Below are 13,332 nucleotides of genomic sequence, written 5' to 3'. Positions count from 1 at the left end.
CCTACTTGCGGCACACAAGTAGGGCGCTTTTTTCAAACTGAAAGCCATTCCCGCAGTCGTAGTTCATGATTCACGATTCACGATTCACGATTCATGATTGCTCCTCCCCAAGCGACAAGCGACAAGGGACAAGCGACAATCCGCAAGCGACACCCACAAAAGGAGGTCCTATGCGCAGACAAAACGAGAGAGGCCAAGCGCTAGTAGAACTGGCTCTCGTGTTGCCGATTCTGCTGTTGGTGCTTATGGGCATAGTGGACTTCGGGCGCGTCTTTCACGGGCACTTGGCGGTTACGTCAGCTTCGCGCCAAGCCGCACGCGAGGCAAGCCTTGGGCGCACAGACGCGGAAATCATAAGCGTGGCGAGAAACGCGGCATCTCCGTTACCGCCGGGACAGATAGCAGTTACGGTGACTCCTGCCTTTTCGGCGCGTCAAGCCGGCACTTCCATAGAAGTTACAGTTACCTATTCCCTGCAGATTATTACGCCGCTTATCCAGCCGTTTTTCCCAAATCCCTATGTAGTCATAGCAAGGGCGGTGACAAGGCGCGAATGAAAAAAGAGCGAGAACGCGGCGGGGTGGCCGTAATTGTGCTTGGGGCAATGGTCGCGGCCCTTGGCTTTGGCGCAGTAGTAATAGACGGTGGCATGTTGTACCACACGCAGGCACGCCTGCAGAGCGCGGCCGATGTCGCCGCACTCGCAGGTGCACGCGTGCTGCCGAGTCAAGGAGCGACCGCAGCCATCGCACTGGCGACAGCCGTGGCCGTGGAAAATGGGCTCAGCGCCAGCGAGTTCACGGTAACGGTGGACTTAGCCACGCAGTCGGTGGCGGTCAATGCACGCCGCACGGTGAATCTAGGCTTGGCTCGTGTCTTAAATCGCCCCCAGGCCGAAGTTAGCGCGTCTGCCGCAGCTGCGGCGCAGTCGGTTTCGGCACTGCGCGGAGCCGCGCCTCTAGGCGTAGTTTGGCGCGACTTTGTCTTTGGGCAAGTCTACGACCTTAAGGTAGGTGGGGGCAGCGGGGAGCAAGGTTGGTACGGGGCGCTAGACCTTGGTGTGCGAGGTGGGGGCGCCTCGGAATATCGCGATGACTTAACGTATGGGTGGGAAGGTGTGCTGAGGGTAGGCGACGAAGTGCCGCTTAAGAAGGGCAATATGTCCGGGCCGACAGAACAGGCTATCCGCGACCGCCTAGCCATGTGTACCCACGTGCCGAGCTGCACTTTCACCAGATTTGTGCCCAATTGCCCTAGATTGCTGCTTGTTCCGGTGGTTACTCCACCCGACGACAAAGAGGTGGAAGTCCTCGGATTCGCCGGGTTTTTCATTGAAGGCTTGCCGCGCAGTGGCAACCAAAGCTTTATCCGCGGGCGTTTCGTGCAGTTTGTCGTCGAGGGCGAGGCCGGTACAGCCGGCTCATACGGGGCAAGGACATTTAACCTCATAAGGTAAGAACAGGCAGACTGTGCGAAAAGCCTGCCTCGGGTGTAGGGACGTGCCTATGGCACGTCCGCGGACGTGCGAAACGCACGTCCCTACAATACCTTTGTCGCCCGCTGGTTTCTATCAGCAAGGGGTCGCCAGGTTTTCGCACACCCTGCCGTCCCTCATCGACACTCCCCGTTCCTTCTTCGAAAGGAGGTTCAACATGGATAGCACAAGCAAGAAGCTATTGCTTTTGGCCTTAGTCCTGGCGTTAGCCGCAGGGCTGGGGGTGTATTACTTTTTTGCCGGGTTGGAAAGAAAAGCGCTAGTCGAACATACGGAAGAAGTGGTTGTGGCCACGGTTAACATACCGGCGCGCACTACCGTGCGTGGGCCGATGGTTACGGTGGTGCGGGTGCCAAGAGGCAGCCGCCACCTATCTGCAACAGACAGTCTCGGCAACGTAATCGGGCGCGTAACGACTGCGCCAATTATTGCCGGCGAACAGGTGTTGCTCGCACGCTTGCACGGCAGCGGCCAAGACAGCGGCCTAGCATTTGAAATTGCCGCAGGCTATCGCGCGCTGAGCGTGCACATCAATGAGCGCATAGCCGTGGCGTATCTGGTGCGCCCCGGCGACTCGGTCGATGTAACGGTGTCTTACGAGCCCGCTACACCGCAGGGCGAGCACCAATCCGTGATTATGCTGCAGAACATTCTGGTCGTGGCCATCGGCAGCGAAACGCGACACGGCGCGCCAGCCCCCGCTGACGCCAAGACTATAACGCTAGCCGTAACACCCGAGCAAGCCGAGCGCCTAGTGTGGGCCGAAGACCACGGGAGTATTAGGCTCTTGCTGCGCCCGGTTACAGATAACCGCCACATCACAACTAACGGTGCGAACTCTCGCACGGTGGCAGGTCCGCGATGATGAAGCACACAGGGCTTACGGTGCTCATTGTCGATGATGCGCCCGACACCCGCCATAATGTGCGGCGGTTGCTTGGGTTAACACTTGGTGTAGATGTAGTAGGCGAGGCTGCTAACGCTGAGGATGCCATAAAGAAGATAGGACAGCTTTCGCCGCAAATTGTACTTATGGATGTCAATATGCCTGGTATTGATGGAATTACGGCCACGGCGCGCATCACATCAACTTACCCCGATACGATCGTTATCGTCATGTCTGTGCAGGGGGAAACGGAGTATTTGCGCAGAGCCATGATCGCCGGTGCCAAGGATTATCTAGTCAAGCCGTTTGGCGCAGACGAGTTAGCGGACTGCATTCAAAAGGCTTGGGAACGGGAGAGCGTACGCCGCGCCAAGGTCCCCGTTGGGCATGGCAGCAAACCGGACGGTCAGGTTATAGCTGTGTTTAGTCCCAAAGGAGGGGTAGGTAAGACCACGCTGGCTGTCAATTTGGCAGCGGTGTTGGCCACGGAACGCAAGGCCAAAGTGTGTGTCGTAGACTTGTCTCTGCAATTTGGCGACGTATGTGTGTTTCTCGGGTTAGTGCCGCGCCGCACGCTAAGCGACCTCGTCAGCGAGAGCACCCTCGAGGCCAAGGTAATGGAGCCCTATTTTATGCAGCATCCCTCCGGCGTAAAGGTTCTCCCTGCGCCTATCAGCCCGGAATACGCGGAGTATGTGGTGCCGGACCACATTGTGCGTATCTTGGCCGTGTGTCGTACCCTCTTTGATTATGTAATCGTGGATATGGCCGCTTCGTTTGCCGACACCGCGCTAGCGACCTTAGATGCAGCCGACAAAGTCCTGCTCTTAGGCAACATGGATATGGCCTCGCTAAAGAACATGAAAATCTCCTTAGAGCTTATGCAACGACTAGGCTACAGCCGGGAAAAGGTCTTCCTTATTCTTAATCAGGCGGGGTACGACTACGGCATTCGCTTTGGCGACCTCGAGGCCGCGCTTTCGCGCAAAGTAGACTTCTACATTCACCACGACGATATCCCCGCCATGCTCTCTGCTAATCGCGGTACGCCGATTGCGCTAGACCAACCGGACAGCAAATTAGCAAAGCGCTATCGCGAACTCGTCAATGAGCACATCGCGCCAAAACAGCGAGGGGAGGAAGCGGTTAGCCTCTGGCGGCGCCGCCAAGCGAAGTAATGTCACTGTTAAAGCGTCTAGAGAGCGGTGCCGAGCGACCGACGGCTCAAACCGGTGGCAAACGGGGCGTCGCCGTCCTGCCTAACGACCCTGAGCGCGCTTTGCTTACGACCATTCATCAGGCGATTGTGCGTGAGGTCAAGCCGGAGCTCCTGCGTGATGCAGAGCAAGAGATTGAGCTCAAGGCGAGTATTGCCGAAATCACCGAGCGGTGTTTGGGCGAAAGCGGGCTAGTGATGAGCCGGCAAGACCGTTTGCGCATCGTACAAAGGCTTACCGACGAAATCACCGGGTTTGGCCCCATTACCGCACTGCTCAATGATGACGAGGTCAGCGAAATAATGGTCAACAGCGCGCGGCAGGTCTTCGTGGAGCGCAAGGGAAGGCTCGAAGCTTGCGACGTCGCCTTTCGCGACGATGCGCACGTTATTCAGGTCATCGAAAAAATCGTGGCTCCGCTCGGGCGACGCATCGACGAGAGCTCGCCGATGGTCGATGCGCGACTCCCAGACGGCTCGCGCGTTAACGCCATCATCCCGCCGTTAGCTTTGCGGGGGCCTGCGTTAACCATTCGCAAATTTAGCCGCGACCCCCTGACAATCGATTCGTTGATTGGCTTTGGCACGCTTAGTCCAAGCATGGCCAAGTTTCTTGAGGCTTGCGTCTTAGGCCGGCTTAACATCGTAGTATCGGGCGGCACTGGCAGCGGCAAGACCACGACGCTAAACTGCCTTTCGTCCTTTATTCCCCCGGATGAGCGCATCGTGACAATTGAAGATGCCGCGGAGCTACAGCTAAAGCAGGAACATGTCGTGACTTTGGAGGCGCGGCCGCCAAATATTGAGGGCAAAGGCGCGGTCAGCATCAGGGACTTAGTGCGTAACTCCCTGCGCATGCGCCCAAACCGCGTGGTTATTGGCGAAGTGCGAGGCGGCGAAGCACTAGACATGCTGCAGGCTATGAACACAGGGCACGACGGCTCGCTTACGACCGGGCATGCTAACACCCCGCGCGATATGCTGTCGCGCTTAGAGACTATGGTCTTAATGGCGGGGATGGATTTGCCCGTGCGCGCCATTCGCGAACAGATAGCCTCGGCCATAGACGTAATCGTACAGCAAAGCCGCTTTCGCGACGGCAGCCGCAAGGTTACTCATATCTGCGAGGTAGTGGGCATGGAAGGAGATATCATTACCCTGCAGGACATTTTCCTCTATACACAGGACGGTAAAGACGCCGCGGGTCGCGTCGCGGGTGAGTTTAAGCCTACCGGGATCAGGCCCAATTTCGCCAAGAAACTGCTGGAGTCGGGCATCGGGTTGCCGGCAGACTTGTTTTTGCCGCGGGGGGGATAAGTGTGACTGCGTTTATTGCTTTGTTGGTATCGGCTGTCCTCGGGCTCATCTTAGTGGCGGCGGTGCGTGTTTGGCACAACCGACGCCACCGCGTAAGTCTGCGTCTGCGCGGCTACAGCCTTGAGGGACGCACCGAAAGGCCAGGCATGAGCAAGCCTCGCGGTAGGGCACTTATGTCGCGCATTTTTTTGACGCGCTTCGCGTTGCGGCAACTGGCGCTGCGCTACGCGCCCATACTTGAGCGGGCGGGCATTCCCTTGCGCGGCGAAGAGATGGCCGGGGCAATTGGCTTAAGCACGTGTTTGGGGCTAGCGTTAGGAGTAGCGCTCGCGGGAGCGCTAGGCGGGTTGCTCGGGGGAATTATTGGCTATTTGGTGCCGGGCTATATGTTGCAGATGCACCTTAGCAAGCGCTTGCGCGCCGCGGAAGAGCAACTAGGGGACTTCTTAGCCTTTGCCGCTAACGCTATGCGCGCGGGCAACAGCCTGATGCAGGCCATGGAGCTGGCGGGGCGAGACCTCGCGCCGCCGATCAGTACCGAAATGCGGCGCACCTTGCGCGAAATAAGCCTCGGCGTAAATATGGACGACGCTTGGCAAAGTCTAGTGACGCGCCTGCCGAGCGGCGATATGGACCTCGTGGCCACCGCCGTGCTTATTCAGCGGCAGGTCGGCGGCGACCTCGCCGGCGTTCTCGACAACATAGCCAGCACGATTCGCGAGCGACAGCGCATGAAGGCTCAAGTGCGAACGTTGACGGCGCAGGGCAGGCTGTCGGGCATTGTTATTGCCATGCTGCCTTTTGGGCTGTTTGGCATGTTTAGCGTTATCAACCCTAGTTATGTGCGTTTGCTGTGGACGGAACCGCTCGGGCTAATGATGCTTGCTATGGGGATAGTCTCGCAGGTTATTGGCATGGTCGTCATCAGCCGTATTATTCGCATTGACGTGTAGGAGTGAGACTATGGCCTTACAGCTATCGCTCTTAGTTGCGTTACTTATCTTCGCCGTGGGCCTGCTCGCCCTAAGCTACTTGTTTCAGGCACGCTTGCGTGTGGAAAGGCGTCTCCTGGCAGTGACGGAGCTTAGGTTAGAGCGTGTACAGGAAGGCGAAGCCTCGCCGCTGCAACGGCCGCTCTACGAGCGCATTGTAGCGCCCCTTCTACAGGCGGTGGGGAAGATGCTGCAGTCATGGGCGCCGCAGGCGCTGCGAACTGCGCTGGCTAGACGGGTGCGCGCTGCCGGGCTTGAGATTACGGCGGAGCAGTTCGCGGGGTGGTACATGGTGGCAGGCGCCTGCGGAGCATGCCTCTTTGCGTTCGTGGCCTGGCTGCGTGCAGAGTCTACGCTAACCGTGCTAGCCGCGAGTTTCGCAGGGGGGGTAGTGAGTGCCGGCCTGCCGGAGCTCGTGCTCAGGCAACGTCAGGCAGAGCGGCACACGCGTATCGTGCGCGCCTTGCCGGATGTCTTAGATCTGTTGACGGTCAGCGTAAACGCAGGCCTAGGGTTTGACAGCGCACTTATGAAAGTCACCGAAAAGATGAAGGGCCCGCTGCCGTCTGAGCTAGGGCAAGTTCTGCACGAGATAAAAATGGGTGTCGCCCGCCGCGATGCGCTTAAGGCTCTAGCAGATAGGACCGGCGTAGAGGAGCTGCGCGCGTTTGTCAGCACCATTATTCAGGCCGACCAGCTCGGTGTCAGCATCAGCAAAGTTCTGAAGTTGCAGTCGGAGAGTCTTAGGCAGAGGCGGAGACAGCGTGCCGAGGAAATGGCCCTCAAAGCGCCCATAAAAATGCTTTTCCCGCTCGTCTTCTTTATTTTCCCCACTCTGTTTATTGTGCTACTCGGCCCGGCACTCCTGCAGATGCTTGCCGGGCTAACCGGGATGTGAGAGTTATGGCGCGAGCGCAGGGACCGACGACGCACCACCTTACCGTCAAGCGAGCTGGTACTTTCTTAGCGCGTCTCGTTGGGCTTATGTTTCGCGCCGGCATGGCCCCGCTCGGGGGGCTCTTACTTACGCCTTGCCGCAGCGTACACACCTGCTTTATGCGCTTTCCACTCGACGTAGTCTTTCTCGATGCAGATTTTCGCGTGGTGGGGGTAGTCTTGCACTTAGCGCCTTGGCGTTTTACCGGGCACAACCCGCAGGCTCACCACGCGTTAGAGCTAAGTGTCGGGGAAGTTGCACGTCTCGGCATTCGGCTCGGAGACACGCTGCATTTGCAGGATTCCTCGTCTTAATGGCGAATCCTTCGCTAGCCGCATTTGCGGCCTTAGGAGGATGTGTATGCAGCAGAACGCACAGGTTAGCTCATGGGGAATTCTCGCCAACTACACGTATCTAGTGACCATCGGCACGTTAATGTCGCTCACGGCCGGGACAATTAACGGCATTGCCACGAATGCCATTGTCTTTGACAGAGTGTCGCATCTGACCGGACGCGTCAATAACATGATACGGGATTTAGTGACTAACCCCGCGCATGGCCTTTTGGTCGTAGGGATAGTCTACATCTTTGTTATGGGAACCTTTTTGGGCGGCAAGCTATTGCCACGCCTCGGTCTTACGCGGAGTCTATTGGTTCCCGTGATTCCACTGGCCTGTGTCTGCTTGTTGCTCTACGTCTCACGGGTAACAGCTACGCCCAAAGACCTGTACTTCCCTGTGCGTTACCTGATGGCTTATCTCTTAGCTTTAGCTATGGGTTTGCAGAACTCGGTAACCAGCCAGACGGCGCTCGGGCGCACTACGCATTTTACCGGCGACCTCACCGACATGGGACTGGCCTTTGCCCATAACAAGTGGCGGCAGGCGGGCTACATTTTCGCCAAACATTTAGGCTTTGCCTGCGGGGGTTTTTCCGGCTTCGTGCTTAGCCGTACAGTGGCGGAATACATCGGCATTGCCGTAGCTACAGGGTTTTTCGTCGCACTCGTGCTCGCTGCCGCGCGGCTGTCGTCTGTCGGCGCAGAGCACTAAGTAGAGATGGCCGTTGTTATAATCGAGGGCGTAGTGGCCACCGGCAAGACTCTCCTCGTTAAAGCTATAGAGGAAACTCCCTTTTGGCAAGAGCGGCCGACTAAAGTAATGCTTTCCGAGCACTATACGGAGCGCGTCTTAGAGCTGACCTCGCCTAGTGTTTTAGATAGACAGGCGCTGCTTACAGAACACTTAGGCCTAGCTCGCCAACTGCATAAGCGCTATGCAGGCTCGCGCTTTAGGGGCAACCGCGCCGTCGAACCGCTAGTGATTATTGAGCGTTTTCATCTAACCCATGCGGCACAGGTCGGCGATTTTGCGCCTTTTTTGGACATTGACGCTGCTCTGTGCGAACTTGGGGCAAGGCTAATACTATTGCATCACCCGCCGGAGTCACTTCTTAAGAACATACTTGCGACTATACCGGAGCGCCCGCCGATGTGGGCAAGATGGCTGCGCTCACTTGGCAACGAGCAAGAGATAGAGTCCTACTTTTCGCGCTTGCAGGACAGCTGCCTAGCCTACTACGAGCAGAGTCGTTTGCTCAAACAGCAATACCGCGCTTACAGCCTAACTCCCGCACAGCTTGCTGACGCCATTTTGGGATTGTGACTTGCGTGACTTATCATAATGCAGAGGTCCTTCGGGCACACTTCTCTTGTAGCAAAAACAAGGAGGGACCTAGCTTGCAGTTGACACAAAAAGAGCGCATGTATCTCACCGACGCCAAACATCACGAAGAGCTGTGTATCGCCAAGTACAACCACTACACCGAGGCAGTTTCCGACCCGGAACTAAAGCAGATCTTTAAGCGCGCCGGGCAACAGGAAACCAATCACCTTCACACCGTGCAGCAAATACTCCAGGGTCGCATTCCGGACATGACTTCGCAGACAACGCAGGCGCAACAGACGACCACAGGCGGCGGTTCAACGCGCGCCGGTCAGGGTGGTTCGATGACGCAACGCTTGAGCGGTATGGGCAGTACAGGGAACACCGATGCGACGACCATGGTGGCGAGCCATACCCAGTACACCGGCCAGGGCGGCCTCTCCGAAGAGCAAATCTGTAACGACCTGCTGACTACTGAGAAGGCAGTTTCCGACATGTACGACAGCGCCGTCTTTGAGTCAAGCAATCAGCAGCTGCGGCAGACCCTGAACCACATCCAGAAAGAAGAGCAAGACCACGCCTTTGCTATCTTCCAGTTCATGCAGAAAAAAGGCTGGTATCAGACGCAGTAGGGGAGCGAGGCGAGGGCGCGTGCTTCGTGCTCCGTGCTTCGTGCTCCGTGCTCCGTGCTCAGTGCCCAGTGCCTAGTGCCCAGTAGAGTGGTGTCGTGGCGGGCAACTTACGGCTCACGGCTCACAGCCGAAGGCCACCCCCGTGTCTGCAGTACATGATTCATGATTCGCGATTCATGATTTCCCACGGCTCACAGCTCACAACATGCGGCTTGCACATCCCACTGCCACATGCTATGATGAGGCAAAGTTTTGATGCAACTTCTGTGATGAGGACCTGCTGCGCGATTGATTGCCGCCACAGAGAGCCGGGGGTAGGTGCGACCCGGCGGTGGGCGTCGTGCGGATATCACCTCTAAGAAGGTTCCGTTGGCGGCGTTAACGCATAGAGTTGGGCCTCGTATGGGGCCAACAAGGATGGTACCGCGGGCAACCCTCGTTCCTTATGGAGCGGGGGTTTTTTGCGCGTGCTCCGTGCTCCGTGCTCAGTGCCCAGTAGAGCGCTCTCGCAACGGGCTGACGGCTTACGGCACACAGTCCGCTCCCCTCACGCCTCAAGCCTCACGCCTCAAGCCTGGCGGCTGGCGGGCGGTGGCACTCCCCAAGCCACAAGCGACAAGCGACAAGCAACACCCCCACAAAGGAGGTCCCCCATGTTTAAGAAAGTACCGAGCAAAGTAGATTTTCCGGCGATGGAAGAGAGCATCCTCGAGTTTTGGCGGCAGGAAAAAGTGTTTGAAAAGACTCAGGCCAGGCGCGAAGACAGCCCGCGTTATGTGTTCTACGAGGGGCCGCCTACGGCTAACGGTTTGCCGCATATCGGGCACGCCATGGCCCGCTCTATGAAGGATCTTATTCCTCGCTACAAGACTATGGACGGCTACTTAGTGCGCCGCAAAGCAGGGTGGGATACACACGGTCTGCCGGTAGAGCTTGAAGTCGAGAAAGAGCTAGGCATCAAAGGTAAGCCCGATATCGAGGCCTATGGCGTCACGGCCTTTATTGAGGCGTGTCGCGCCAGCGTGTTTAAGTACGAACAGGAGTGGCAAAAGCTTACCGAGCGCCTAGGTTTTTGGTTGGATATGGATAACCCCTATGTCACGTACAAAAATGAGTACATCGAGTCGGTGTGGTGGTCGCTGCGCCAAGCGTGGGATAAGGGGCTACTCTATCAAGGGTTTAAGGTGCTGCCGTATTGCTCGCGCTGTGGCACGTCGCTCTCGAGCCATGAAGTAGCACAAGGCTACGAAGAAGTTGAAGACCCTTCGGTTTTTGTGCGCTTTCCGCTGGCAGACGTCGCGGGAAGGTCGTTCCTCGTCTGGACTACTACTCCGTGGACACTGCCAAGTAACGTTATGTTAGTAGTGGGGGCCGACATTGAATATGTACTGGTAAAGCACCGCGGCGAAGAGCTCATTTTAGCAAAGAATTGTCTGGCAGTGCTGCAAGGAGAGTACGAGGTCGTAGAGACTTTTTCCGGCAAGGAGCTTGTCGGCACTAAGTACCGTCCTCCTTACGCCTTGCCAAGCTTAAAGGGCTACGAAGTGCACTATGTGGTAGCCGGCGATTTCGTTACTACCACCGACGGTACAGGCATTGTCCACGCCGCACCCGCATTTGGCGAAGATGACAGCCGCTTGGCGAGCCAGCTTAATTTGCCGACAGTAAATCCGGTTGACGCGTCCGGCCGCTTTACCGGCGACGTCGGCGAATGGCAGGGGCTATTTGTTAAGGACGCCGACCCCCATATCATTAAGTACCTTGAGGAACAAGGCCTGCTTTATGATGCCGGGCGTTGCACCCACAACTATCCCTTCTGCTGGCGCTGCGACACTCCGCTCCTTTACTACGCCAGAAGCTCGTGGTTTATCCGCATGACCGCGCTTAAAGAGCAAATGCTCGCCAATAACAACACCATCAACTGGTTCCCCGAGCATCTGCGAGCCGGGCGCTTCGGCAACTTCCTTGAGAACATCGTGGACTGGGCCATCAGTCGCGAGCGTTATTGGGGCACCCCGTTGCCTATTTGGCGCTGTGAGTGCGGCTACGACCACTGCGTCGGGAGCCTCGAGGAGCTGCGCAGCCTCGCGCTTAACTTACCGGATGAGCTGGACTTACACAGGCCCTACATCGACGATGTGCTTCTTTCGTGCGCGAAGTGCGGCGGGCAAATGAAGCGTGTCGGCGAAGTGCTCGACTGCTGGTACGACTCCGGCAGCATGCCCTTTGCGCAGTGGCACTATCCCTTCGAGAACCAAACGCTGTTCGAAGAGAGCTTCCCCGCGGACTATATCTGCGAAGGCATCGACCAAACGCGCGGCTGGTTCTATACCTTGCTCGCCATCTCTACGTTCACTTTTGGGCGCTCGCCATATCTTAACGTCGTTTCGACCGAAATGGGCTTAGATGAACACGGCAAGAAGATGAGCAAGTCGCGCGGTAACCGCTTTGACCCTTGGGACGCCTTTAAGGTTGTCGGGGCGGATGGCCTCAGGTGGTTTATCTATACGGTCAACCCGCCCTGGTACACCAAGCGCTTCTCTATGGAGGCCATGCAGGAGCACCAAAGGCGCGTCTTAGGTACGCTTTGGAACGTCTACTCCTTCTTTGTGCTCTACGCCAATATTGACGGCTTCGACCCCAAAGACGCAGACATTCCTGCTTACGAACGCCCGCTTATTGACCGCTGGCTTTTGGCCAAGCTCAACAACACAATCAAGGAAGTGCGCGCAGGCTTAGATGTCTTTAACAGCATGACCGCTACGCGTGCTATCGACGAGTTTGTGGATGAGCTAAGCAACTGGTACGTGCGCCGCAACCGCCGCCGCTTCTGGAAAGGCGCGATGGATGCGGACAAGGCCGCCGCCTATCTCACTCTTTACGAGACGCTAGTGACATTGACCAAGCTAATGGCGCCCTTTACCCCGTTTGTCAGTGAAGAGCTTTACCAGAACCTAGTTGTCACTGTAGACCACGAGGCGCCCGCCAGTGTTCATATGCAGAGCTACCCCGTAGCTGACGAAACGATGATCGATGCCGTGTTAGTAGCAGAAATGTCGCTCGCGCGCGATATCGTCTCGCTTGGGCGCGCGGTGCGGAGCCACGCCAATGTAAAGGTGCGCCAACCGGTAGGGAAGCTTTATTTCGTTAAGCCGGGTGTAGCGCCGCTTAGGGGCGAAATCTTAGCCCTTGTTCAAGATGAACTTAACGTCAAGGCAGTGTCTGCGGCAGAGGATACGACTCGCTTTGTAACCTACAGCGTAAAACCAAACTTCCGTTTGCTTGGCCCGCGTTTCGGCCAGAATGTGCAAAGGCTTGCTAAGCTGCTTGCAGGCGTTGACCAGGTTGTCTTAGCTGAGGCGGTGACGCAAGGCAGGCCCCTAGAGGTCTTGCTAGATGGTCAGCCGGTGAGGCTAGAGCAAACGGAATTAGATATCCGCGCGCAGGAGCGCGCAGGGTTCCAAGCCGAATCCTTAGCCGGCCTAACCGTGATTATGGACCTTACGCTTACGCCGGAACTAGTCGAAGAAGGCTTAGTGCGCGAGTTAGTGAGCAAGCTGCAGGCCATGCGCAAGGACGCAGGTTTTGAGGTAGACGACAAAATCGTGCTGTCGCTTAGCGGCGACCTTAACGTCACTGCTGCGGTCGACAAATGGTGTGCGTATGTGCAGGATGAAGTTCTTGCGACGCACATAACTAGCGAGCCGCTCGCAGATGCGTTCACGCGCATGTTGGAAGTTAACGGCCACGAAGTTGAAGCGTCTGTTAAGAAGCAGGTAACCACCTAACCAGACTGGCAAGTTGCAACTTTCAGACAGGATGGGTATACTAGAGGTGTCCTTATAGTTTGTCCAATACCGAAAGCGGGGGTGATTCATGCAGGAACTGAAGTAGCGGCGCGCAGAAGTCGACAGTTTCAACAAGTGAAAGGAGAGGCAACGTGGAACAACTAATGGCGTTTAACAACTGGCTGAACGGCATCGTATGGGGACCTCCGATTCTAGTGTTGATTGTCGGAACAGGCATCTACCTGACGCTTAAGGTGAACTTCCTCCAAGTAACGCATATCGGCTTTGCACTTAAAAATACTATTATGAAGGTGTTCGAGAAACAGGAGACCTCCGCGACCGAAATTACACCCTTCCAGGCGCTGTCTACCGCTGTGGCGGCAACCGTCGGCGTAGGTAACATC

The 13,332-nt window shown here is 56.8% G+C and carries 13 protein-coding genes; all 13 read left to right on the top strand.

Annotated elements, in window-relative coordinates:
- Nucleotides 1–170 precede the first annotated feature (170 nt).
- The gene (locus KGZ66_05365; GenBank protein MBS3985014.1) at nt 171–557 is read left to right on the top strand and encodes a pilus assembly protein; all 387 of its coding nucleotides are present in this window, start codon (nt 171–173) and stop codon (nt 555–557) included.
- Nucleotides 554–1,456, top strand: coding sequence for a hypothetical protein (locus tag KGZ66_05360; protein ID MBS3985013.1), 903 nt, complete (start codon nt 554–556; stop codon nt 1,454–1,456). The genes KGZ66_05365 and KGZ66_05360 overlap by 4 nt, the downstream gene beginning before the upstream one ends.
- A gap of 196 nt (nt 1,457–1,652) precedes the next feature.
- Nucleotides 1,653–2,360: a Flp pilus assembly protein CpaB gene (gene cpaB, locus KGZ66_05355; GenBank protein MBS3985012.1), complete on the top strand. Its 708-nt coding sequence runs from the start codon at nt 1,653–1,655 to the stop codon at nt 2,358–2,360.
- A complete protein-coding gene (locus KGZ66_05350; GenBank protein MBS3985011.1) occupies nt 2,357–3,559 on the top strand; it encodes a response regulator in 1,203 nt (400 codons plus the stop codon). Before cpaB ends, KGZ66_05350 begins: the two co-directional genes overlap by 4 nt.
- Nucleotides 3,559–4,914 carry a CpaF family protein gene (locus tag KGZ66_05345; GenBank protein MBS3985010.1) on the top strand — a complete coding sequence of 452 codons (1,356 nt, stop codon included), beginning with the start codon at nt 3,559–3,561 and terminating at the stop codon, nt 4,912–4,914. Before KGZ66_05350 ends, KGZ66_05345 begins: the two co-directional genes overlap by 1 nt.
- A gap of 2 nt (nt 4,915–4,916) precedes the next feature.
- A complete protein-coding gene (locus KGZ66_05340) occupies nt 4,917–5,867 on the top strand; it encodes a type II secretion system F family protein (GenBank protein ID MBS3985009.1) in 951 nt (316 codons plus the stop codon).
- Between the two features lie 10 nt (nt 5,868–5,877).
- On the top strand, nt 5,878–6,804 hold the full coding sequence (locus tag KGZ66_05335) for a type II secretion system F family protein (protein ID MBS3985008.1): 927 nt from the start codon (nt 5,878–5,880) through the stop codon (nt 6,802–6,804).
- A 5-nt stretch (nt 6,805–6,809) separates the two neighbouring features.
- Entirely contained in the window at nt 6,810–7,157 is a 348-nt protein-coding gene (locus tag KGZ66_05330; GenBank protein ID MBS3985007.1) for a DUF192 domain-containing protein, read from the top strand.
- Nucleotides 7,158–7,203: 46 nt separating this feature from the next.
- Nucleotides 7,204–7,896 (top strand): DUF1275 domain-containing protein, encoded by a 693-nt coding sequence (locus KGZ66_05325; GenBank protein MBS3985006.1) that lies wholly within the window; start codon nt 7,204–7,206, stop codon nt 7,894–7,896.
- A gap of 6 nt (nt 7,897–7,902) precedes the next feature.
- On the top strand, nt 7,903–8,508 hold the full coding sequence (locus KGZ66_05320; protein ID MBS3985005.1) for a hypothetical protein: 606 nt from the start codon (nt 7,903–7,905) through the stop codon (nt 8,506–8,508).
- Between the two features lie 98 nt (nt 8,509–8,606).
- The gene (locus tag KGZ66_05315) at nt 8,607–9,140 is read left to right on the top strand and encodes a spore coat protein (GenBank protein ID MBS3985004.1); all 534 of its coding nucleotides are present in this window, start codon (nt 8,607–8,609) and stop codon (nt 9,138–9,140) included.
- A gap of 653 nt (nt 9,141–9,793) precedes the next feature.
- On the top strand, nt 9,794–12,928 hold the full coding sequence (locus tag KGZ66_05310; GenBank protein ID MBS3985003.1) for an isoleucine--tRNA ligase: 3,135 nt from the start codon (nt 9,794–9,796) through the stop codon (nt 12,926–12,928).
- Between the two features lie 152 nt (nt 12,929–13,080).
- The coding region (locus tag KGZ66_05305; protein ID MBS3985002.1) for a sodium:alanine symporter family protein at nt 13,081–13,332 on the top strand (252 nt) is incomplete at its 3' end.

The sequence above is a fragment of the Selenomonadales bacterium genome (genome assembly GCA_018335585.1).
Lineage (GTDB): Bacteria > Bacillota > UBA994 > UBA994 > UBA994 > UBA994.
Note: the sequence above shows the minus strand (reverse complement) of the source record. Positions and strands in the feature narration are given on the sequence as shown.